23 protein-coding genes are annotated in these 23,803 nt (G+C 41.9%); 10 read left to right on the top strand and 13 right to left on the bottom strand.

Annotation, left to right across the window (positions count from 1 at the left end):
• Window positions 1-348: 348 nt before the first annotated feature.
• Complete coding sequence (gene ushA, locus FM038_RS09840; RefSeq protein WP_142870840.1) at window positions 349-2,115, bottom strand: bifunctional UDP-sugar hydrolase/5'-nucleotidase UshA; 1,767 nt, start codon at window positions 2,113-2,115, stop codon at window positions 349-351.
• A 355-nt stretch (window positions 2,116-2,470) separates the two neighbouring features.
• Window positions 2,471-3,142 carry an alpha/beta hydrolase gene (locus FM038_RS09835; protein ID WP_142870841.1) on the bottom strand — a complete coding sequence of 224 codons (672 nt, stop codon included), beginning with the start codon at window positions 3,140-3,142 and terminating at the stop codon, window positions 2,471-2,473.
• A 167-nt stretch (window positions 3,143-3,309) separates the two neighbouring features.
• On the opposite strand from FM038_RS09835, the gene FM038_RS09830 reads away from it, so the two are divergent.
• A complete protein-coding gene (locus tag FM038_RS09830; RefSeq protein ID WP_142870842.1) occupies window positions 3,310-4,320 on the top strand; it encodes a glutathione S-transferase family protein in 1,011 nt (336 codons plus the stop codon).
• A gap of 37 nt (window positions 4,321-4,357) precedes the next feature.
• On the opposite strand, the gene FM038_RS09825 is transcribed toward FM038_RS09830, so the two are convergent.
• From FM038_RS09825 to FM038_RS09810, 4 genes are all read right to left on the bottom strand, one after another.
• On the bottom strand, window positions 4,358-4,576 hold the full coding sequence (locus tag FM038_RS09825; RefSeq protein WP_142870843.1) for a DUF3389 domain-containing protein: 219 nt from the start codon (window positions 4,574-4,576) through the stop codon (window positions 4,358-4,360).
• Window positions 4,577-4,681: 105 nt separating this feature from the next.
• Window positions 4,682-5,164 (bottom strand): FKBP-type peptidyl-prolyl cis-trans isomerase, encoded by a 483-nt coding sequence (locus FM038_RS09820; protein WP_142870844.1) that lies wholly within the window; start codon window positions 5,162-5,164, stop codon window positions 4,682-4,684.
• Window positions 5,165-5,259: 95 nt separating this feature from the next.
• Window positions 5,260-6,135, bottom strand: coding sequence for a WYL domain-containing protein (locus tag FM038_RS09815; RefSeq protein ID WP_142870845.1), 876 nt, complete (start codon window positions 6,133-6,135; stop codon window positions 5,260-5,262).
• A gap of 176 nt (window positions 6,136-6,311) precedes the next feature.
• Window positions 6,312-7,499: a lytic murein transglycosylase gene (locus tag FM038_RS09810; protein WP_195873239.1), complete on the bottom strand. Its 1,188-nt coding sequence runs from the start codon at window positions 7,497-7,499 to the stop codon at window positions 6,312-6,314.
• Between the two features lie 265 nt (window positions 7,500-7,764).
• Between FM038_RS09810 and FM038_RS09805 the strand changes: the two genes are divergently transcribed.
• Window positions 7,765-8,124: a DUF2750 domain-containing protein gene (locus tag FM038_RS09805; RefSeq protein WP_142870846.1), complete on the top strand. Its 360-nt coding sequence runs from the start codon at window positions 7,765-7,767 to the stop codon at window positions 8,122-8,124.
• Window positions 8,125-8,212: 88 nt separating this feature from the next.
• Window positions 8,213-8,881 (top strand): hypothetical protein, encoded by a 669-nt coding sequence (locus FM038_RS09800; RefSeq protein WP_142870847.1) that lies wholly within the window; start codon window positions 8,213-8,215, stop codon window positions 8,879-8,881.
• 33 nt (window positions 8,882-8,914) lie between these two features.
• On the opposite strand, the gene FM038_RS09795 is transcribed toward FM038_RS09800, so the two are convergent.
• Both FM038_RS09795 and FM038_RS09790 read right to left on the bottom strand, forming a co-directional pair.
• Window positions 8,915-9,856: a chemotaxis protein CheV gene (locus FM038_RS09795; RefSeq protein ID WP_142870848.1), complete on the bottom strand. Its 942-nt coding sequence runs from the start codon at window positions 9,854-9,856 to the stop codon at window positions 8,915-8,917.
• Window positions 9,857-10,075: 219 nt separating this feature from the next.
• Entirely contained in the window at window positions 10,076-11,689 is a 1,614-nt protein-coding gene (locus FM038_RS09790) for a mechanosensitive ion channel family protein (RefSeq protein WP_223293044.1), read from the bottom strand.
• 473 nt (window positions 11,690-12,162) lie between these two features.
• On the opposite strand from FM038_RS09790, the gene FM038_RS09785 reads away from it, so the two are divergent.
• Entirely contained in the window at window positions 12,163-12,336 is a 174-nt protein-coding gene (locus FM038_RS09785; RefSeq protein ID WP_142870849.1) for a hypothetical protein, read from the top strand.
• Between the two features lie 231 nt (window positions 12,337-12,567).
• Here the strand turns inward: FM038_RS09785 and FM038_RS09780 are convergent, their stop codons facing one another.
• The gene (locus FM038_RS09780; protein ID WP_195873238.1) at window positions 12,568-13,500 is read right to left on the bottom strand and encodes a pyridoxal-phosphate dependent enzyme; all 933 of its coding nucleotides are present in this window, start codon (window positions 13,498-13,500) and stop codon (window positions 12,568-12,570) included.
• Between the two features lie 206 nt (window positions 13,501-13,706).
• Here FM038_RS09780 and FM038_RS09775 point away from each other — a divergent pair, with 206 nt between their 5' ends.
• On the top strand, window positions 13,707-14,114 hold the full coding sequence (locus FM038_RS09775) for a YccF domain-containing protein (protein ID WP_142870850.1): 408 nt from the start codon (window positions 13,707-13,709) through the stop codon (window positions 14,112-14,114).
• Window positions 14,115-14,187: 73 nt separating this feature from the next.
• Here FM038_RS09775 and FM038_RS09770 read toward each other — a convergent pair whose 3' ends face one another.
• Window positions 14,188-14,934 (bottom strand): substrate-binding periplasmic protein, encoded by a 747-nt coding sequence (locus tag FM038_RS09770; protein WP_142870851.1) that lies wholly within the window; start codon window positions 14,932-14,934, stop codon window positions 14,188-14,190.
• 199 nt (window positions 14,935-15,133) lie between these two features.
• Here FM038_RS09770 and FM038_RS09765 point away from each other — a divergent pair, with 199 nt between their 5' ends.
• A complete protein-coding gene (locus FM038_RS09765) occupies window positions 15,134-15,361 on the top strand; it encodes a PGPGW domain-containing protein (RefSeq protein ID WP_142870852.1) in 228 nt (75 codons plus the stop codon).
• 233 nt (window positions 15,362-15,594) lie between these two features.
• Complete coding sequence (locus FM038_RS09760) at window positions 15,595-16,587, top strand: cytochrome-c peroxidase (RefSeq protein WP_142870853.1); 993 nt, start codon at window positions 15,595-15,597, stop codon at window positions 16,585-16,587.
• Window positions 16,588-16,863: 276 nt separating this feature from the next.
• Here the strand turns inward: FM038_RS09760 and FM038_RS09755 are convergent, their stop codons facing one another.
• Window positions 16,864-17,220 carry a DUF6508 domain-containing protein gene (locus tag FM038_RS09755; protein ID WP_142870854.1) on the bottom strand — a complete coding sequence of 119 codons (357 nt, stop codon included), beginning with the start codon at window positions 17,218-17,220 and terminating at the stop codon, window positions 16,864-16,866.
• Window positions 17,221-17,733: 513 nt separating this feature from the next.
• A complete protein-coding gene (locus FM038_RS09750) occupies window positions 17,734-18,627 on the bottom strand; it encodes a LysR family transcriptional regulator (protein WP_142870855.1) in 894 nt (297 codons plus the stop codon).
• A gap of 215 nt (window positions 18,628-18,842) precedes the next feature.
• On the opposite strand from FM038_RS09750, the gene hppD reads away from it, so the two are divergent.
• Both hppD and FM038_RS09740 read left to right on the top strand, forming a co-directional pair.
• Window positions 18,843-19,883, top strand: coding sequence for a 4-hydroxyphenylpyruvate dioxygenase (gene hppD / locus FM038_RS09745; protein ID WP_142870856.1), 1,041 nt, complete (start codon window positions 18,843-18,845; stop codon window positions 19,881-19,883).
• Between the two features lie 152 nt (window positions 19,884-20,035).
• Window positions 20,036-20,653: a LysE family translocator gene (locus FM038_RS09740; protein ID WP_142870857.1), complete on the top strand. Its 618-nt coding sequence runs from the start codon at window positions 20,036-20,038 to the stop codon at window positions 20,651-20,653.
• A 33-nt stretch (window positions 20,654-20,686) separates the two neighbouring features.
• Here FM038_RS09740 and FM038_RS09735 read toward each other — a convergent pair whose 3' ends face one another.
• The gene (locus FM038_RS09735; protein ID WP_223293043.1) at window positions 20,687-21,913 is read right to left on the bottom strand and encodes a GNAT family N-acetyltransferase; all 1,227 of its coding nucleotides are present in this window, start codon (window positions 21,911-21,913) and stop codon (window positions 20,687-20,689) included.
• 82 nt (window positions 21,914-21,995) lie between these two features.
• On the opposite strand from FM038_RS09735, the gene ggt reads away from it, so the two are divergent.
• Window positions 21,996-23,744: a gamma-glutamyltransferase gene (gene ggt, locus FM038_RS09730; protein ID WP_142870858.1), complete on the top strand. Its 1,749-nt coding sequence runs from the start codon at window positions 21,996-21,998 to the stop codon at window positions 23,742-23,744.
• The last annotated feature ends 59 nt before the right edge of the window (window positions 23,745-23,803 follow it).

Raw genomic sequence — 23,803 nt, 5'->3', positions numbered from 1 at the left:
CTTTAGTTTTCAAATGATTAATCAGCTTTAACAAGTAGCTAACTTAGAATCAAAATAAGAACAGTGGTTAACCGCAACTAAGACCTTGCCATGACCTTGTCATAAAGAATAATGAGGAGTTTCGCAAAAATGTTAGCTAATAAATGACAAATATTGAGATTATTTGAATTTTGAATGACAACAATATGCTTACAGAACACAATTAATTGTCAATGTTAAATTAGCGCTGACTAACTTAACATTCGATAATGACACGCCACATTCACTCAGAATGCGGGAGAATTTGAATAATCAGAGATAAAAAAAGCAGCCATTCGGCTGCTTTTTATCCAGTGTGTTTAAAGCTGCTTACTTAGCACAACTCTTAACTTCTGAACCACCTCGATAAAAGACCGGATGGCCACCATTTTCAGGCGCGTATTCAGTCACCTTGATACTTGAATTACTTTCAAAGTATTCACGAAGCACAGATGCATCACTGCGTTGTGTATCGATATAGTTGGCGTGATCAGTAATCGCCGGGTAGTCATCACCGCCAGAAGCACTGAAGTTTATCAGTGAAAAAGTGTAATCGCTTTCTAGATTAAACTCTCGACCACCAAGGGATTGAATATCAACAATATCAGCAGGCGTTGCATCAGGATTGATGTCGATAGCATCACAGGTAACAGTCATATCCATAGGGTAAAGCTGAGGCATACCGCCGCCAGTCTTCTGCGCCACATTAGCAAGATATGCCTGTACTTCTACGCCTGACATAGTCACAAAAGCAACATCATTACCAAATGGCTGTACAGTTAACACATCACGATAAGAAACATCACCAGGAGCAATCGAAGCACGAATACCACCTGAGTTCATCACACCAAAATCGACTGTAGGTTCGAAGTTAGCAGTCACCCAGTCACCATAGGCACGAGTAAGCAGCTGACCTAAGTTAGTTTGTTCAACACGTACCACATCACGATCACCTTCTAGCTTACCGTCAGTGCTTGATATGACCACATCCAATAGCTCCTGACCCATATCTTGATAATGCTGTAGTGCATCAATGACAATTTGGTCTTGCTCTACCTCTTCGGTGGCAAAAACTTTATCGCCGTTTTCATCTTCTACCTTGAGGTTAATAGGGATCAGGTTATAACTTACCAGCGTCAACTCACCATCTACATACTCAAAATCTGCACGGCCTACGTACTTGCCCCATTCATGGGCTTGCATAATAAAGGTGCCATTTTGAATATCGGGCTTACACTCATCACCAGGTTGGAAATTTTCATCATAATCATCCCCTTCCATACACACTGGATTTTGTGAATGACCACCGATAATAGCCTGAAGTTGTCCTTGCTCTAAAGAGCGCGCTAACATCACATCGCCCGCAGCTTCTGTACCGTGATTTCCATCGGCATAGTGGCCCATATGAGTCAAAGCAAAGACCATATCTACAGTTTCATTGGCTTCAATCTCAGCAAGCACAGTCTGAATTTCATCTTGCGGATCGGTAAAGTGCAAACTGGCAACATTATCAGGGCTCACAACTTTAGGAGTATCCACAGTTGTAAAACCAATAATGGCAACTTTCAGACCATTAACTTCAAATACGCGATATGGTTCAAAATAGCGCTCATCAGTGATGATGCCATCGATATCTTTTTTATAGATATTTGCAGCAAGCATTGGGAACTGAGCAATATTAGCCTGCATATCTAATGTCGTAAGCGGATTATCAAATTCATGGTTACCTACAGCCATAGCGTCATAACCAAGTATGCTCATGCCGATAAAGTCAGGGACAGCGTCCTGCATATCAGACTCTGGCACGCCGGTATTGATATCACCGCCAGACAAAAGAATGGTCTCGCCACCACTGCGTTCTACGTCAGAGCGGATCTGGTCGATGACGGTTTTACGTGCCGCCATACCATACTCGCCATCGCTATTTTGCCAGAAGCGGCCATGGTTATCGTTAGTATGAATAACCGTAAAGCCGGTACATGTTTCACTGCCTGATTCACAACCTGTTTTGGGTGCATCATCATCACTACTATTACAACCAGCCAGTGCCGCTAATACCGCTGTCGCAACGAGGCCTTTTATAAGCTTATTTGTCATTACATCAACCTTTAGATTATTACTTTACTTTGAAAGTGAGGATTCTGTGATCCCGCTGATGAAATGATACCAAAGAGGTATGACAATTTTTATATTTATTCTCATCACGAAAGATAGAAATGTAAACAGAAACAAGCTGTTATTAACAAGTTGTGTCTCGTGATAGAAACAAGCTTATATAAGGAGCTAACAAAGATTAGGGGATACGGCATGCAGTACTAAGTACTAACAGCTTAAAGAGCAAGGCTATCAAGACCATAGAGAAACAAGCTGTTCATTATTACTATACCGAAAGTAAAACAGTGCAGATAAGAAACAACTTGTATCAAAAACCAAACGACAACAAAACGCTTACTTAAAGCAAGCGTAAAACCAACCACTTTGCAATATCCTGCAGTTGTTGCGGCAGTACACTGTGTCCCATGGCATAGGTTTCCCACTCTGTTTGGTACCCTGCTTGGTTAAGTAGATCATTAGCCATCTTACCAGCGAACAGCGGCACCACATCATCTTGCTCGCCATGATGCTGTAATATTGCGGTGTATTTATTAGATTCACTGAGTAACTCAGGTAACGTATCACCGGTAGGCAAGTAGCAAGATAACGCCATGATCCCGGCTAATGTCTGCGGATACCTCAAGCCGGTGAATAGGCTCATGACGCCGCCTTGGCTAAAACCTGCAACTACGATTTTGTTGGCGGGGATCCCTGAATCAATCTGCTCTTGGATCAAAGCGAGGACAGATTGCTCCGACTCCAATACACCAGGCATATCGGCGCGATTATGTAGATCCATACTTTTGATGTCATACCAGGCTCGCATCACATAACCCTGATTAATCGTTACCGCCTGTTCAGGTGCATGGGGAAACACAAAACGTATGCCGTGCTCCTCGGGCAAGCCTAAAGCGGGTACGACGGGTGCAAATCCTGCTCCCGAATCTCCTAAGCCGTGTAACCAGATCACACAGGCAGTAGCTGGTGTGTTAGGTTCAATCGTGATCCTCTCTAATGCGACTACTGACATATTTTCCCTTTAATCTTCCACTCATTTTTGCCGATATCATATCAGTGTTAACTGCTCAGCAAAAACATTCGATTAATTCGTTTATAAACTGCCAGTTTATGCTCTTTTTATTCGGCTAAATAGAAGTTAAATTATTATCAAATAATCAGCATCGAGTGGGAAATAGTATGGGCTTACTTCAAAATGGACAATGGGTCGATCAATGGTATCCGACCAAAGAAAATGGCGGCAAATTCGTACGTGAAGATGCACGCTTCAGACATTGGATCACTGCCGATGGGATGCCCTCCTCGCAAGATATTGATGCTTCTGGCTTTAAAGCAGAGGCTAACAGATATCATTTATATGTATCTCTTGCCTGTCCCTGGGCACATAGGACATTAATTTTCAGAGAATTAAAGTCTCTGCAAGAGATCATAGATGTATCGATAGTAGAGCCACATATGCTACATAATGGCTGGGAATTTGAGGGAAAAAATCAAAGTGCCGAGGCGACCCATATCCTAGGATCAGAGAGTGATCCTCTCTACGCTAAAGATTATCTTTATCAAATCTATCAACTTGCAGCACCTGACTATACAGGGCGGGTTACTGTGCCAGTGCTCTGGGATAAGCTCACTAAAACCATAGTCAGCAATGAATCTGCGGAAATTATTCGTATGTTTAACTCTTCGTTTAACCATATAACCGATAATCAGTTAGATTTTTACCCGCAAGCCTTGAGGTCTGAAATAGACTCAATCAATGAATGGATCTACTCGAGTATTAATAATGGTGTCTATCGCGCAGGTTTTGCCACATCACAAACAGCATATAATGAATCATTTGATGAGATTTTTACCGCATTAGACAAATTGGAGTCGATACTCACAGAGCAGCGATATCTCATCGGAGGCAAGATTACTGAAGCCGATTGGAGATTGTTTACCACCTTAATTCGTTTCGATGCCGTCTATGTCGGTCATTTTAAAACGAACAAAAAGCGCATTGATGACTACCCGGCAATATCCGGTTATCTAAGAGAGCTATATCAGATTGAGGGGATAGCTGACACAGTTAACTTTGAACATATCAAACAGCATTATTATTTCAGTCATGCCAATATCAATCCAAGCAGAATCGTACCAAATGGTCCGGTGCTGGATTATCTAGCCCCCCATAACCGAGAAGACATATAATCTCAATTAGAGTAACCCAGCCAAGGCGTCTTTTATATTAGACGCCTAACTCTTCACGAATCGCAGCTATTTGTTCTGGAGAATCTAACTTTAAACTCCACCTTACCGCCCCAGCGTCAGCATGCATGATAAGAGCATCATCGATAAACTTAATGTCTTCAACCATGGCATACATACTCATACCAAAGAGTGTAAAACGGACTTGTACTTCAAACGGCGTAAGGATTATTTTCCCCTGGGAAAAGTCGATAACCATAAGCGTCCTTTATTGAATGTTAAACTATAGCGATAAAAACAAAAACCAGCACAGATGCTGGTTTTGATGGCTTAATGACTTAGACTCTAATTATACCGATTGGTATTAATGGTGATGTCCGCCTTTACCGTGGGCATGACCATGGGCAACCTCTTCATCGGTCGCATCACGGGCTTCGATTATCTCGATATCGAACGTGAGCTCACGACCAGCAAGAGGGTGATTAACATCAACCGTTGCCATAAATTTACCCATCTTGATGATAGTCACCTGACGTTTGCCTTGATCGGTATCAATCAATGCACGCATGCCCGCTTTCCATTTTTTAGCACCTTGCAGATGCTTAACGGAGACACGCTGAGTCGAGTCTTCATTTCTAACACCGTAGGTCGTTTCTGGTGCTAGAGTGACAGAGAAGCTTGCGCCGACCTCTTTACCTTCAATTGAATCTTCAACACCAGGCATCATGTTGTTATGACCGTGCAGATACGCGATAGGGTCCAGATCTTTATTTGTCTCTAATACTTCACCCTGCTCATCGCGAAGTGTGTATTTAAACTGAACAACCATATCATTTTTAATGCTCATCAAATGTCCTTAACTCTATACCTGACTTTATTTTGGTAAAGAAGCTTAACAAAAGTCTCTAACGCACTCTAGTATTTTTACCCATTGAACTCGGTTTATCGGCTCCGACCACCGGGAACAATCGCCAACTGATCTATCTCTTTAAGCACATCAAGGTTTGATAAGGCCAACTGGCAAACACCGGTAGAGATTTGATGCTTAGCAGAGCAGTCAACGCTCCATTGCCTTAGCAGGTAACCTGCCAGTGCTGCACGGCTCTGTACTTCCGTCTTGTTATCAATCATTTGATAGTCAAGCGCTATGGCTTCGGGATGTTTAAGGCTTGGATGCGGGATTAGCTTCAATGTCAAAACTTTATCCCACTGAATGTCTTTAGCTTGTGTTTCATTAAAGCTTGGTACACTTTCAGCACCTGAAATCAGCTTGATTCGAGTAACAACAAAATCGGTAAACACTTGGTGATCACGATCAAAGGCTCGCACATGCCAGCGCTGACCATTATTCACTAAGGCATGGGGTACGATCTCACGGTCCTTTTCACCGGATGACACCGACACGTATTTAATCTTCAACGCTTGTTTATTTTGGATTGCACGCATTAACGCCGCTATAATTTCTGTATCAGGATGGATAAGCTGCACTGCATCAAGACAAATTTCACTGGGAGAGATAGGATGCGATAAACCATCGCCAAAGCCTTTTGCTAAACCATGAAGAATGCCTTCAGGCTCATGTCTAAATAAAGCTGTAAATTCAGGCTTACGGTGGTAACTTTTAGTCTGATGCACTAACGACATATTATCGGGTGCCAGAGCACGATAACTAGCAAAATCTCGGGTCGCAGCCGCTAAACCGGTCGCAAATTTTTTAATGAGATCTTGCCTGGACACCTGACCAAAATATTGCAAACTAAAATCAATAAACGCTAGGCGCTGCTTCTGCGCATGAGAGAGGTTATCCATAAGGTTCATCGTCTTTTGTCTCTGGTTATTTAGGTCTGCAGCTGAAATTACCTGTAATGTCAGTGCCTAGGTAGGATTAATGTAATGGATAAAGTAAAAAGGTGCAATCATAATGATTACACCTTTTCTATACTATAACATCGCTCATTAATAGATTAAGTCGCACTAGAGATTAGAGCTGACCTTTAATTGATGCCAATGGCTGTAAAAGTTGCTTCACTCGGAAAGCCATCTGCAACAAGTCCAACACTGCGCTGATAGGCACGTAAACCCGTTTTTGAATTGGTGCCCATGACACCATCGGGCTTACCCACATCGAAACCTTTCTCATTGAGCTTAACTTGCAGTGTTTTTACCCGCGCACGACTCAAATTATCTTGTTTTGGCGGCGCCACCTTTAAACTGACTCCACCATTGATCCTGTCAGCTAAGTGACCGACTGCTATGGCATAAAAGGTTGAGCGGTTCCAACGCATAATCACATCAAAGTTTTTATAACCGAAAAATGCGGGGCCCATGTGTCCTGCTGGTAAGTATAAAGCCGCGTTCATATCTGGTGTCGATAGTGCGTTACCATTACTTTGCATCACGCCCAGTTTTTGCCATTGTATCAATGATTGAGATTGTGCCTTGCCTAAGTGATCATAATTAAAGTCTTCAGGAAGTTTAACTTCCCTGCCCCATCGTTCATTGCGCTGCCATCCAAGTTGATTGAGAAAATTTGCCGCTGAGGTCAGCGCATCAGCAGTACTGTTCCACAGATCAGCTTTACCATCACCATCACCATCGACAGCGTAATGAGTATAAGCACTTGGCATAAACTGGGTGTGGCCCATAGCGCCAGCCCACGAGCCCACCATTTGAGAAGCATCAAAATCATACTTCTCTTTAAGTTTGAGTGCTTTCATCAACTCGCCAGTAAAATATTTACTTCGGCGGGGATCACAAGCTAGCGTCGCCAGAGAGTCTAATACTGGCATCTTGCCTTTATATGAACCAAAGTTTGTTTCTAGCCCCCAAAACGCCATCAAATACTGAGGTGGAATACCATAGGTCTCCTGGATTTCTTCCAGTAATTGCTTATTCTCTTTGAGTAACTTTCGTCCCTGCTGTACGCGCCAATCTGTCACCCGTTTACTGAAGTAATTATCAAACGTTTGACTAAACTCTGGCTGTTTTTTATCAAGCTCAATGACTCTTGAAACATATTTAACATTAGCTAAGGTGTTATCGATTGTCTCTTTTGATAAGCCTTCTTGCTGTGCTGTTATTTTTAATTTAACAACACAGCTAGGAAAATCATTGGCAATGGCAGGCACTGCCCACAAAGAAGAAAGTAATAATGCGGACGCTATTGGGACAATTTTAATCAAAACGACGACTCCAAGAATGCGATAAAAGAATTTTGACCACAATGACAAAAAGAAAAGTGCTCAGAGTCGATAAAACGACATAGAACTGAGCCATAATAACTAGACCAGCAATATATATTAAGTATTAATCCTCATTTTTTTACCGATTAAGGTTATTTTTACTTAATGTTGGCCTTTAAATCTGTCTTCTTCGAAGATTTCCTTGGCGAAGTCGTCACTTGCCGTATAATGACTCGGTTAAAATTACATACTTAAGAGACCTATCATGAGCGAAATAACCCCTGAACTAGCTAGCTTTATCGAAAATGTAAAACAACATCAAGCCGTCTGGGGACTACAAGATGAGACTGGTGAAGGTTGGGTAGTCTGTGATTCATCAGAATACGAAAATACCGACGTTATGCCTCTTTGGTCTTCTGAAGAAAGTGCTAAAATTCATTGCAGTGAAGAATGGGAAAATTATCAGCCTGTGTCGATTACTTTGGTTGAGTTTCTTGATTTTTGGGTATCTGATCTCAATGATGACGGCGTGCTTGTCGGCACAGATTGGTTGGCCGATCAGGAATGTTTCGAAATCGATCCAATCGAATTGGCCACATCTTTGGTCAATGTCGAAGAAGAATAATCGTTTGTTCTGTCTATCTGCTGAGACACTGTGACCTAATGGTAAGTTCCAGCCACCTGCATTGGCGTCATTTTAATATGGTCATTAAATGACGCAGTCAGTTGCCATTATCGATGTTCCTTTCAAATACCGTCATACTTGCTGGTTCTGTAATGAGCCCAGCAATTACGTGTTTGAATATCATGCAACCGCGCATACTCCACATTCAAGCCTTGGGATCCCTGCTTGTAAAGAGTGCTTAAAGCTGGCAAAAAAGAGTCCACTCACTTCAATTTGGGATTGCCAAATGGCTGTGAAAGATGAGCTTATGCGTATTTATGCCAAGCATCTTGCAATTGGGGTAAATTGGACCGAACAAGAGTTAATCGATTCAGAGTTTTCCTGCAAAGTATTTGAAGGATTTAAAAAAAGCGCTTGGATGATGTACCTGATTGCCAGAGATAGAGTCAATGCCACGGGCTGGCCACTCAGTCTAGACGGTGTAGAGATCGATCAAGACAGTTTCGTCGTAGGTTTTGAATTCGATGGCGTAAAATATTCCTCTCTCGCTAAAGCTGTCACTCACTATAGCCAAACATTAGGCCTAGATAGGCATTTTTTCGAAGCTATTTTATCTCAGGTCGGCCGACAGCGTTTTGGCTATGCGGTGAGAATATCCCGTATCAACATCGCCTCACCAAAACGGGTAAAGCAGGAAGTGGTAAAAGATATCGCGTTCGAGCAAGGCAGTCCGTTAACCGATGGTACCTGGTTCTAAACCACCTAAAATCGACTCAATATACATGACCACTTAAACGATTAACTCTCTTAACCTTTGCTGTACAACATCCACCAGCACATCTGGTTGGAACTTGGATATAAATCGATCGCAGCCCACCTTTTCCACCATCGCATGATTAAAGTTGCCGCTCAATGACGTGTTTAAGGTTATGTAAAGGTCACTCATACGTTTATCATTACGGATCTCATGGGTTAACTTATAACCATCCATTTCTGGCATTTCAGCATCCGTTATCAGCATTAATATTTCATCTTGTACTGACTTTCCTTCATCACACCACTTCTGTAGTGTTCTCAATGCTTGTAACCCATCAGAAACCTCCAATATTTCAATGCCCAAGGGCTCCAACGTCTCTTTGATCTGTTTTCGAGCCGTTGATGAATCATCGGCGATTAGAATCTTACGTCCCATCATTTCATGAACGAGTTTCTCATCCAAAACGCCTTCTGACAGAGTGATGTCGTAACGGATAATTTCAGCTAATACTTTCTCTACATCTATGATAGAAACCAATTGTTTATTACCATCGACTTCAATGTGAGTGATGGCAGTTAAATAATTATGGTTACCGGCAGATTTAGGCGGAGGTAAGATGTCACTCCAGGTCATATTGACGATATGTTCAACTTTTCCAACCTTGAAAGCCTGAACGCTGCGGTTGTATTCGGTTATGATCATATTGGCTTCGTGTTCACCCGTAATTGGACGAAAACCGATAGCACTACGAAGGTCAATGACTGGAATAGAAGTACCACGAATATTGGCCACCCCACTGATATTTGAATGGCTGCCCGGCATCGAATTTAAAGACGGCAATTTTACCACCTCTTTAACTTTGAACACATTTATAGCAAACAACTGGGTTGCATTAATTCGAAACAATAACAATTCGAGCCGGTTTTCACCAACAAGTTTTGTGCGTTGGTCTACAGAATCCAGTACTTTTGCCATTATGCTGTTCTCAAAATAAAAGGTCATAAATTAAGGGACAAGATAATGAATAACAGTCCCAACAATACTCTTGTTAATTATAGTCATTCTCATCGATTTGAGCCGCCGATAAAAGGCTCAAGTTCACAATTATCCAATCAAGCATCAGGTTTAGTCTTACCTACACGCCCTAATAATAAAAACATATCTTCATATGTCACAAAAATAAGATACACAGTGTTAGATTTTTGCAGCGATCGGTGCCACAGGAATAATTCTAGAACCATGTTTAACCACTATATCCATGATCCCAAGGTGTAACTCTTCTGCGACTAACTGATACGTAGGGTAACTAGTGGTACCAACATAGGCAAAAACATTCACTTGTAAACCGTGCAATCCAAAACCTTGAAAAGTCACCCTTAATGGGCTCTCATCCACTTCATTATGCCTTTCCAGCATAGAGGTAATATCGACTGTTATCGATTTAAGCTGTTCTGAGGAAGTCTCATAATCGAGACGAATGTCGGCTTTGAAGCGGATTTTTTCCCGCTCCGAAATATTCTCAATTTCCATTTCAGCTAATTTGGCATTAGGTACATGGATTAGCGTCCTGTCTAACGTTCTAATCTGAGTGCATCTCAGCCCTATCTCTTCCACCGTGCCACTAATGGCACCGAAGCGACAAAGATGACCAACCCTTATGGGCGCGGCTGAATATAAGGTAATAGTACCTATAAAGTTTTCAATAGACTGCTTGGATGCTAACGCAATAGCCACACCACCAATTCCCATTCCAGCTAAAATTGCACTGGCGCTAAAGCCAAGGTGTTCAAGCCACACTAAAGCCGCTAATACGACAAAAATAACCCGTAAGAAATTCGTTAGCGGACCAAGGAGTGACGCTCCTTGCTGATTATCTTTCGCTAACCAACGTCGCTTAAGACCAGCCTGAAAAATGCCGAGTGAAGACCAGACTAACCAAACGATGGCAATAAACATTAAAAAACCTGTATTAACCATCTCCAACGCCATGGCCGAAACGCTACTGTGCGCCATCCAAGCCCTATCTAACACGACAGCAATAAATAAACGTAAAGGTCCAGCAACAATATAACCAAGCTCTTGTTTTAACGCGTAGTGGCTCTTTAAAATAATGAATTTGACTATCCAAGTGATTGGAATAACGATGAGAAAAGCTACAACCAAATAGACTAATAGTAAGGTTAGCTCCCAAAGGTTCACTTTAAATAAGCGCCCCTCTGGAATATGCTCAACAAACCACTCAACCACAGGCCCATAGCCTAATTGATCATAAAGTGAGGGGATTTTTGCCACAGTGGCATTTGATACCTTCCATATCGATCCCTGTTCACCAGGAACTCGCTGTAATAATAATGAAACTTCACTACTTTCTAATTTTATCCGGCCAAAAGCATCTCGATAAGCAGGCAACATATCGTTATCGTGCCCTCGTGGAGAGTCATTAATTTGATCCAGATCAACCCAGATATTTCTATCTATAATGGCCTGTAATTTTGATGCGTATTCGGCGCCCTTTGCTTTGGTCATGCCTTCGGGTAAATATCTAAGATCTAGGTACTTGGCTGCGAGTTCAAAATCTTGCTCATAAGCCGCTTGAGTAAAACCTTCAAGGGTTCCTCTGGGTGTATCTCGTTTCAGTTTATCTTTATATTCATATTTCTGATGCACTGACAATTCATTGACGACGGGCTCCTCTGAGGATGCCCCTTTGAGTACCCCCATCATACTGGGTGTACCTGCAGCTTGTGCCATTGAAATACAACATTGGGAAACAAACAAAAATGATAAAATCCATTTACTCAAACGCATACCAAAGATCACCTGATAACAATACACTCACAAATTCTATCACTTATTCTCATAAACAACAGTTTTACAACTTGTTTTTGTACTCCATGTTTAAATTACCTGCATAAAATAAGTTGACAAGGTTAAACTCGTCGATATAATAACCATTGATTTAGAGACACCCTTAATTAATTTTTACTTCGTAAGTCCGATTCCATTCGTCTTTTACCTCGCAAAAATATTATTACACCGGTTTACCTCATCAAATTTCGTCATTTAGCTGTCATATATTTATGTTTAACTCTCATTAATGAGTTCTAGATATCACAATGATTACAATTGCTCACATTTATTGTGATCTGGCTAACTTGATTAAACTGTTGAAGATGGGTAATCTCAATCCACACTTAATGCTCATCTTTTGCAAATTGCTAAGGATTTTTATTATTAAATTCAAACTGCTATTTACAGCAGTAACATAAGGAGTATGACATATGTCGTACAACGTAAACGGTCATCAGATCACAGTTAATTTTCCAGTAGATTCAATTTCTGTTAATAAATCTTCTATCGCTTTCACTGATAGCCAAGGGAAAAACAGACAAACTTTTTCTAAACGAACTGAAGCACTGAAATTTATGAACTGGCTATTGTCAGGTAACAAATAAATCTCGTTTGCCCATTTCAAAAATTAACTTGAAATTAGATTTAAATCGGTCACACCAACTGCTATTCGATACACTCCTCTCACTGGTATCGAGTGTTTCCATGCTAATTAATAGGAAACAGATAGGACTGACATCATAAGTCGGCTATTAGCAATCAGCAATTCCTACCTTTGGTTCAGGCTGTATCACTTTCACAGATACTCAGCCTGACCAAACGGTAAAACCCTTTTATTAACTCCTACTTATTTTACCGTATTTTCGTTCATATCTAGGCAACATGGTTTCATTACCGAGTAAACCACCTTGATGCAGATATAATATCGGTATGCCACTATCAAACTCTTGAGAATATTGTTTCAGTGCGATCCAGCCTAAAGGGTCATAAAGCAATTCAAACTCAATACCCGTCTGACTAAGCGTGAACCACATTTCATAGAATTCACGGTACAGCTTTCCAAAATGATATTTTTTAGGTAAAGACACCACCTTTGGATGAAACGCTTCATTTTCATCGAGTTCATAAAACTGCTTAACCAGATAATCATCACCGCCAACAGCCGCACAGGTGAACACACGAATGTTCACGCCTTGCATGACAAAGTATTTATTTAAAAATAGTGCCGTTGTCCCTGTACCTGAAGGTAGAAAGACCATGAGTTCTGGTTGTTTATTGGTCTGCGCCCATTGAACGATCTCTGCTCCGAGTTTAAACACGCCAAATTCAGCATAGGCACATCGTCCCCCCTCTGGAACAAAGACTGTATTCTCTTCATTGGGGAGAATTGTCTCTTGAATATAAGTCAAAACATCTCGATCATTCCTATCGGGAACACTGTCGAGTGAGATCACATTTGCGCCGTTAGCTAACGCTGCACCATAGTTGCCTACTGGATTTTCGTTAATATGAGAAGCAATGTGATCGACATAAAAATCAAGCTGCCAACCTTTAAGTTTGGCCAGTGCAGACATTGAGTAAAGAGAGTTAGCTTGGGGGGACCCATAGCCTATCAATTTATTCACTCCAGGAAATTCGTTCTCAAGAAAGTAAGCAAATTTTCTGGCTTTATTTCCTGAAAAATCAGGGTGAAGCAGATCATCTCGTTTGAGATAAAACTGCCTTTCGAACATTTCAATGGTATCAACCTGGGTATGACTTAATTTCATGGTAATGAATTTTCGCAACTAAATATAAACCGATATTACCATTGGGTTAGAGACTCTATCGACTAAAAGCACTAAAAGCTGTGAGTTCTAACCAATCAACCCCCAACCACAGTTCACAAGCAATTGTTATTACTGACAAATATATTTGGCATGATTTTCGCTTAATTACTGTAAGTAAAGTAAGTCATAATGATTGGGAGGCCTTAATGGCAGTATTACGTTTAATCTTTAATATCGCATGGTTTGTTCTAGGTGGGTTTGTGATGGGACTGGCTTGGTGGATAGCTGGGCTGCTTTGTTTCATAAGCATAATAGGGATTCCGTTTGGCCGTGCCTGCTTTGTGATTGGTGAAATGACATTCTGGCCATTTGGCCAAGAGCAGATGAATAGAAGAAGCCTTACAGGGCAAGACGATTTAGGAACTGGCGCTTTCGGAACATTAGGTAATGTAGTCTGGTTTTTACTGTTTGGCATTTGGCTGGCCATTGGCCATATAACGCACGCGTTAGCCTGTTTTGTTACTATTATCGGTATCCCATTCGGGATCCAACATCTAAAACTGGCAATGCTAAGTTTAACGCCTATTGGTCAGACTATCGTCGCTAAAGCTTAACTTCCGTAATCGTCGACACAACGGCTTAGCTTGCTTACTAAGCCGTTGCTATAGATGCTATGTGCATAAACGATTAATCACCTACCGTAATTGTAGCCATGTAACGATCCAGAATCGATTTAGCATCTATTTGAGCTAATCCACGATTAAAGGTTTCACGCCATTTCTGACCCTCTAGGCTATTTTTAAATGCGATATATAAGTGTTTTTCTTCTAACAGCTTTTTATTGATCTGTAACTTATCAGATAAAGGCTTCAAGTCACTTCTGGAAAGGATATATTTAAGTACATGCACATCCACCACAGCGGCCTTAATCCGACCCGATGCAACTTTCTTTATATTGTGCTCATCTGAATTAACCACCTCAACCTGCTGTATACCTTGTTTGATCATGCTATCAAGACCTGCGGTATTCACATAATCTCTGACGACTCCCAAGGTATATTGGTTGAGATCGGCGAGTTTTGGCCAATTTATTGGATTCATCTGTTGTTCAACTAAACCTAAGGGGCTTGTGCCTAATGAGTCAGAAAAAATAAATCGCTCTGTAGGATATGAGTATGCTGGGACATAGCCGTTGTACGTAGAGTCAACGCGCCCCACCAGCCTTACAGCCCTGCTCCAAGGATAGAATTCAATAACCAGCTCATGACCTACAGCATTAAGCGCTGCTCTTGCAATAGCGATTGACGCGCCTTGCTCAGTCAGTTGACTACCTGAATAAGGTGGCCAATGTAATGAGGTTAACTTGAGGGTATCTGCATGAAGTGGAACTATCCAGAATATCGAGAGCACAAGTACTCCACTGAACTTAAACATGCCAGTAAGAATATAGCGCGATATGAATTGAACCACTGAAAGTATATTAATAAGAGAAATGCCTGCTAATAATTAATTCACATAAGTATAGACCCTTTATACATACTAGAAATTAACCTTTGTTACAATTATCAACTGGTAAAGATATGCTTAATGGTGAGATATTATGCTTTTAGAACATCAATTAGTCGGAGTTGCTATGTTAAAAAAAGCATTAGTCTCTATCATAGGAGGAGGGTTAACACTCTTAGGCATAGCGCTATTAGCACTTCCCGGCCCAGCTTGGCTGCTATTACCTATAGGACTTGCGGTGTTGAGTTTGGAATTTCCTTGGGCTAAGGTCTGGTTACGTAAAAGCCAGCGCCAATTTTATTCATCAGCGGCCTGGTTAGATAGAAAAATTCTATTACGAAAAATGAAAAACTAGTTCTAAATACTTACTGAGGAAAAAAGTGAGATCACATCTTTTTATAAAACGTGATCTTAATGTACCATCCTGCCTGAAAGCATCACCCTTGTCTGAGATCTTGTTCACGATTACTTAATCCAAATTTCCGATAGTCCCTATCGAAACAAAGCGTTACCGTGTTTACCACCTAACGAATATGATTGCCCTATTAAATACCCACACAAAATACAAGTATTAATATGAGGTCATATATGAAACGACTTTCTTCTTTATCAATCGCCATCATTGCAGCGGTAAGTGCAGCACCAGCTATAGCGAATGAACCAATACAGATTATTGAACCCGCAAAGATCACGGCGCCAGAAAAGGTCGAACTTGGTAAGATGTTGTTCTTTGAACCAAGGTTATCTATATCAGGCTTCATTTCATGTAATTCGTGCCATAACCTTTCACTAGGTGGTGTTGATGCCCTGCCCACGTCAATCGGTCATAACTGGCAAGAAGGTCCGATCAACTCTCCAACGGTACTCAATGCGGAATATGGCTTAGCCCAATTCTGGGATGGCCGTGCTAAAGATCTTAAAGAGCAAGCTGGCGGACCTATCGCCAACCCAGGAGAAATGGGCTACACCCATGAACTTGCCGTTACCACTGTAGACTCAATGCCAGCTTACCAAGCAAAATTTGAAGCCATCTATGGCAAAAATTCAGTCAATATTGATAATATCACTGACGCTATTGCCGAATTTGAAAAAACCTTAGTCACACCAAACAGCCCGTTCGATTTATACCTTAATGGCGACAAGTCAGCCATTACCGCTGAGGCGAAGTCAGGCTATCAATTGTTTAAAGATAAAGGTTGTACCAGCTGCCATAATGGACCTGCCGTTGGTGGCACCATGTATATGAAAATGGGTCTAGTTAAACCATTCCATACAAGCAATCCAGCTGAAGGACGTATTGCTGTAACAGGTAATGCAGCAGATAAGTTTGTATTTAAGGTGCCGACACTCAGAAATATCGAGTTAACCTACCCCTACTTCCACGACGGAGCAACCTGGACACTGGAAGAAGCTGTGAATACCATGGCAGATATTCAGCTCGGCCAGCAACTGTCAGAGACTGAAGTCAAAGAGATGGTGGCTTTCCTTAAGTCACTCACCGGCGAGCAACCTCAGATAGTATTGCCTATCCTGCCGCCTTCGAATGCTAACACCCCAAGACCCGTGCCATTTGGTAAGTAAACCCATTATTCAAAACAAAAATGCCAGCAAGTTGCTGGCATTTTTATGTCTGGAACATTTATGTACTCTTTACTATAAATAGGCCATGGATGGTAAAAAATTGACTTTATGTCTGGAACATTTATGCAAGCTTGCCATGGAAGGCTTGAAGCTTGCTTTATGTCTGGCTTCTCTTAAATAGAGAGTATGTATCCTTTGCTGAAAAGAGGCCATGGATGGATAAATCTCAGCTTATCCCCTACACAGTTAGGCTTACTCTTTTAGCCTAACTGTGTGCTAGCAAGCAAGTTTCATTGAAAAATTATTGTATCGTTCAAGAATGGCAATCAAAACCCCTTGGCGCCTCATATTATCCATCACCCCTGGACTAAAACATTCTAGCCGAGTCATAGCAGTGAGTAACAACTGGCACTCATGCAATGTTGCATCAGCAATATAATCGGGTCTGTCAACTAAATGGCTATTTTGATACCACTCGTCCCACTTGAAATCAGACAATAGCAAGTGACTCTTAGCTAAGTCGTCGGTAAACTCTTGGATTTTACACACTGAAATGGGCTTTTCGCCACACGCTAAGATATTCACATACTTAGCGTAAAGATTTGATGTCTGATGCGTAAATAACTGTTTCATCTGATACCTCCAATCAACGGAACAGAATGAAGTGAATAACAGATAAAGCTGTATAGTCACTTTTACATATTCTCGTTGAAGATGTCTTTTCAGACTTTATTGATCGATAACCTTGTATCCAATAAATATCTGCATATGTCGTACCACTCATTCGATAGACAAATCTTAAATCGAATCAACTGAACCTAAGCTTAACGGTACGCCATGTTCTATTTATCGGCAGTTCCACACATTTTCTTTACCAAAAGCACTGAATGCTCCTGCACAATTCGATGCCATAAATAGCCAAAAAGATATGAACTAGATTTTAAAACTGCTTCGATTCCTATTTTGCAACGCAAATATGCAACATTTGACAACTTTGCTACTAAAATAGATACAAGACTTCCAGATCAGGCGATATAGCTTGATGGGGAGCGCTAGGAGTATTTATGAAGGCCTTGTACAAACGAGTAATAATTTCGATATCATCACAGACTAAATTGATGGGGAGAAAAGTGAACTCCCACAAGACTAGAGCTCTGCACGAGCAAACTCTTCCAAAATGAGCTCAGTAAACAGACGACCCGCTTTACCCAAGGGGCGCTCCATGGTGGATACAAGTTTAGGGGTGAAGCTGTGACGACTACCACCACTAAAATCAACTTCAACCAGTGAACCCGATCTTAGCTGTTCATGAATAAGAAAATCAGGCATCCAACCAAATCCTAGCCCCATCTCCAAGGCATTCTTCTTCATGATAAAGCCCGACAGATAAAACACCTTATCACCTCCAAACTGAAGCTCATCTTGGTCATTAACCTCAGGAGATGAATCTTCGATAGTAAGCTCCACATGTCTTTGCAATTCAAATAAAGAGATATTTTCTTCTACCGCTAAAGGATGATTAGCTGCGACAACAAGAATACTGGTAATATTTGGTAATGATTGTGGTCGATAATTTGGCCCAGTTCGATAGTCTTTCACTAACATTAAATCGGCATTATCCCGCTCAAACCTGTCTTGTACTCCGCTTAAAAATTCCATGTTTAGCTGGATTTTTGTCGGTATATTGTGGGTTGCCATGCGCTTCAAAGCCTTCATAATCGGCTCCATCGGTAAGGCACCATCGATCACGAGTTCAAGCTTTGGCTCCCAACCTTCACTAAACCTGCTGGCTAAATGCTCAATATTTGCAAGGTATTGCAATAGCCTTTGCCCCTCAGCAAGAATAACTTTACCTTCAGGGGTTAATTCTGCTCGGTACAGATCCCGACAAAAAAGATTTACACCTAAATGTTGCTCTAGTTTTTTAACTTGATAACTAACCGCTGATTGAGCCTTATGCAAACGCTCTGCAGCCTTAGCAAAACTGCCCTCTTCAACCACAACTTCAAGCACTTTAAATGCATCAACATCTATACGCATACTCGCCTCATTAGTGTAAAGATTGATATACCATCTAATTTATAGATTAACTCAAGCCAATTATTATTCTTTTTTTTGTTCATCTGAGCAACTAAATTGATACTAAGATCACAAATAAAATGAAATTGGCGCCTAAATCAAACAAAGACATCAGTTCGCCAAACATATAAAAAGCACATATCAAGGTGCATGAAAAATTGAACGAGGATAGAACAATGGCAAGCGAAAAAAATCCACTGGGTTTATTGGGCATAGAATTCACAGAATTTTCCACCCCAGATCTTGAATTCATGCATAAAGTTTTTATCGATTTCGGTTTCTCAAAACTGAAAAAGAGCAAAACCAAAGATATTAGCTACTATAAGCAGAATGACATCAACTTCCTGCTCAACAATGAACGAAGTGGTTTCTCGGCCGAGTTTGCCAAGAGTCACGGCCCTGCTATCTGCTCTATGGGCTGGCGCGTAGAAGATGCACAATTTGCCTTCGAAGGCGCGGTAGCACGCGGTGCTAAGCCTGCCGATGATGCTAACAAAGACCACCCATATCCAGCGATCTACGGAATTGGGGATAGCCTAATCTACTTTATCGACATTTTTGGCGAAGAGAAGAATATCTACCAAGATGATTTCATCGATCTTGAAGAGCAAGTCATCACTCAGGAAAAAGGCTTTATCGAAGTCGATCACCTCACCAACAATGTCTATCAAGGCACAATGGCATTCTGGTCTGACTTCTATAAAGATATCTTCGGTTTCACCGAAGTGCGCTATTTCGATATTAAAGGAGCTAAAACCGCCTTGATCTCATACGCCCTACGCTCACCGGATGGCAGCTTCTGTATTCCTATCAACGAAGGTAAAGGCAGTGAGAAGAATCAGATCGATGAATATTTGAAAGAGTATGATGGCCCAGGTGTACAACATCTTGCATTCAGAAGCCGTGATATCGTCGCCTCTCTCGATGCGATGGAAGGCTCATCAATTCAGACATTAGATATTATTCCTGAATATTACGATACCATCTTCGATAAGCTGCCTCAGGTCACCGAAGACAGAGCACGTATAAAGCATCATCAAATATTGATCGACGGCGATGACGATGGCTACCTGCTACAGATCTTCACTAAGAATTTGTTCGGACCTATCTTCATCGAGATCATTCAGCGTAAAAACAATCAGGGTTTCGGCGAAGGTAACTTTACCGCCCTATTTGAGTCAATCGAGCGTGATCAGCAGCGACGCGGCGTACTGTAACAACCCGAATTTCTGCCTGTTAGGTTAAGCGGAGTGTTAATCTAGGTTAGCTAGATGTAAAACCAGCCCATATGGCTGGTTTTTTGTTTTCAGTGTAGACAATATTCATTAGACTGCATGACCTAATCACAAATCAAATAAGCTAACTTAACATGCCTGATATCGCCCTACTTGCTGTTTTCCTGCCCACCTTTTTCTTCGTATCTATCACACCGGGTATGTGTATGACGCTCGCGATGACCTTGGGCATGAGTATCGGTGTGCGCCGCACCTTTTGGATGATGATTGGTGAGCTGGCTGGCGTCGCTCTCGTCGCTGTAGCCGCTGTAATGGGGGTGGCTAGCGTTATGCTTAACTACCCACATATTTTTGAAATTTTAAAATGGGTCGGCGGGATCTACTTAGGATATATCGGCGTACAGATGTGGCGTGCAAAAGGCAAAATGGCAAGCTTAGATGAGCAGTCAAATAACATTAGCAATAAAGCATTAATATCTCAGGGCTTTATAACAGCCATAGCCAACCCTAAAGGCTGGGCCTTTATGATCTCACTGCTGCCTCCTTTTATCAATGTTGACCGAGATCTCGCCCCGCAGTTTATTGCCCTACTTGGGATCATCATGTTGACCGAGTTTGTCAGCATGACCGCCTATGCCACTGGTGGAAAAACCCTAAAAGTATTTCTAACCAAAGGGGATAATATCAAGTGGATGAACCGTATCGCAGGTTCGTTAATGGTTGGTGTCGGTTTATGGTTGGCATTAGGTTAAAAGCCAAATAGGTTCTAGATCCTAGGACCTCAATTATTCTTTCTTCTTAAACGGCAGCAATTTTGCTGCCTCTGTCATGTAACGCCGATTCTGTTTTGTCTCTTGTAGAAGAAAATCTTCGATAGCTTCTCTGAAGGCCGGATGAGCAATGTGGTGATTTGAGTAGGTCATCACAGGCTCAAACCCTCTGGCAATTTTATGCTCACCTTGCGCCCCGGCATCAAAGGTTTGTAATCCGTGTTTGATGCAATATTCAATGCCTTGGTAATAACAGGCTTCAAAATGTAAAGCGTCTGCCTCCTCTAAACAGCCCCAATAACGTCCATAAAGATGGGTTTCGCTGGTAAAATACAAAGCCGCTGCGACTAGAGTCCATTCGCTATGTTCAACCAAGCTTCCCAGCTCGCTATCACTTATTGGCATCATGGGCTTCTCTACTACCAGCAGCTGTATTTGTGCGGGCATGGTTTGCCCCAGTTGCTTGAAAAACGCTAAATTCAAGTAACCGTAATGACCCGAGCGCTTTGCATAGGTGAGCTGATAGCAATAATGGAATGCTTGCCACTGCTTATCTGTCACTTCAAGCCCTGAAATAAATCGGATACGGTAGTCATGGCTTAGTGCCTTCTGCCGCTCCTTAATAATATTTTTGCGTTTACGAGAGCTCATTGCAGCTAAGAAATCATCAAAATGCTGGTAATTTCGATTACGCCAATGGAATTGGTTATTTGTTCTCGTCATGCTCGACGATCCATCGAGTTGCTTTTGTTGGTTTAAAGGTAAAAACAGGCAATGCCAACTTGAATACTCGCCACGAGACATTTTTTTATTCAAGCTTTTAACAATAAACTCAGTGGCAATGCTCGATTCTTGCTCCGTTAAATTAGCCTCAATACCAAATCTTTTTCCTGATACTGGCGTGAAAGGCACAGCACTCAATAACTTTGGATAATAAGCGATGTGATTTCGTTCATAGGCATCTGCCCAAGCCCAGTCGAAGATATATTCTCCGTAGGAATGACTCTTATTGTACAAGGGCATGACAGCAATTTTCCGGCCTTGATACTCCACAGATAAATGCATCGGGATCCAGCCCGACTCAGCACAGACACAGCCACTTTTTTCTAACGCTAAAAGATAGGCATGGCAAATAAAGGGATTGACTGCGTGACCTTCCTCGAACATCAAGGCATTCCATTCATAGGCTGAAATGAGTGAGATAGACGCTGAAAACTCAACTTTTAATTCTGAGGTAAACAATGGAGTCTCCAATTTTTTGGCTTGCAATTTAATATGATAAACGTCACATTGCTCAATTATAAATATAAGACAAGGGATCATCATGCGCTCATTCAAACGTTTATTCGTCGCCATGTCTGTCGCTGTACCATTACTCGGTTTATCATCGGCATTCACTGTCGTGCCACTGCAAGCTGCAGAAACTTCAATATACAGCCACATGGCTACCGTGCAACCCGTTTGGGCTCAACAAGGGATGGTATCGAGTCAAGAAACATTAGCGACTCAAGTGGGCGTAGCGATATTAAAGCAAGGTGGAAATGCCGTCGATGCTGCCGTCGCCGTCGGCTTTTCCCTTGCTGTGACACTCCCCCGAGCAGGCAATATAGGTGGCGGGGGCTTTATGTTGGTTCACTTAAGCGAGCCGAATAAAACCATAGCCATAGATTATCGTGAAATGGCGCCATCCAAGGCTCATCGAGATATTTTCCTTAACGAGCATGGTGATGCAGATGCGAAATTAAGCCGCGAACACGGTTTGGCTGTCGGCGTACCAGGCACTGTGATGGGGATGGAGCTAGCATTACAAAAATATGGCACCATGACCATGAAACAAGTCACCGCTGCAGCGATTAAAATGGCGGCTGAAGGCATTAGTGTCACACCTGACCTTTCGACCTCGTTAATTGGACTCAAAAGACGTATCGCACAATGGCCAAGTTCTGCCGAAATATTCTATAAAGCAGACGGCAGCAATTATCAGGTTGGAGAAATGCTTAAACAGCCTGAACTTGCTCATTCTTTATCGCTGATCGCTAAGCAAGGCAGTAAAGGATTTTATCAAGGTGAAACTGCTGAAAAACTTGTCACAGCCGTTCAAAATGCTGGCGGGATCATGACCCTAAATGATCTTAAAAACTATAAGGTTGTCGAACGTAAGCCAGTAACTGGCGACTATCGCGGCTATCAGGTGGTTTCAATGCCACCGCCTTCTTCAGGTGGCATACACATTATCGAAATGCTCAATATGTTAGAGACCTTCCCTATCGATAAGTTAGGTCACAATACCGCGGCGACGCTGCACCTGATGACGGAATCGATGAGGCGTGCCTATGCCGATCGCAGTGAATACCTCGGCGATCCAGATTTCTATAATGTCCCTGTTGCGGCTTTAATCAATAAAGATTATGCCAAAAATCTGGCAAGTAAAATTGCAATCAATAAGGCCACGCCCAGTAGTGAAATAAAGCCCGGCAAACTTGCCCCCTATGAGAGTAATCAAACCACGCACTACTCTGTCGTCGACAAATGGGGCAATGCGGTATCAAACACCTATACCCTCAACTTTAGCTATGGTTCTGGACTCGTCGCTAAAGGCACAGGGATCTTGCTCAATAACGAAATGGATGACTTCTCGGCAAAGCCTGGTACGCCCAATGGTTATGGCTTAGTGGGTGGTGAAGCTAACTCAGTCGAAGGTAATAAACGGCCACTCAGTTCCATGAGTCCAACCATAGTCATGAAAGATGGCAAACCATTTATCGTGACTGGTAGCCCAGGCGGTTCGCGTATTATTACCACCACGATGCAGGTCATCATGAACGTCATCGATCATGACTTAAATATTGCCGAAGCAACGGCTGCACCGCGTATTCATCATCAATGGCTACCCGATGTGCTTCGCGTTGAGCACAGTTTAAATCGAGATACTATCGAACTGCTCGAAGCCAGAGGTCATAAAGTCAGCGTAGGGAATGCCATTGGCTCAACCCAGTCAATCATGGTTACAGAGCAAGGCATATTTGGTTCATCTGATCCTCGTCGAGCAGGATCACTCACTCTAGGTTATTAACACTCTCAGTAATGAAGCCATTCATCTGGCTTCATTACTGGCTTCTAATGGGTACCTTC

The sequence above is a fragment of the Shewanella eurypsychrophilus genome, assembly GCF_007004545.3.
Lineage (GTDB): Bacteria > Pseudomonadota > Gammaproteobacteria > Enterobacterales > Shewanellaceae > Shewanella > Shewanella eurypsychrophilus.
This window is presented reverse-complemented; position numbering and strand designations above follow the sequence as displayed.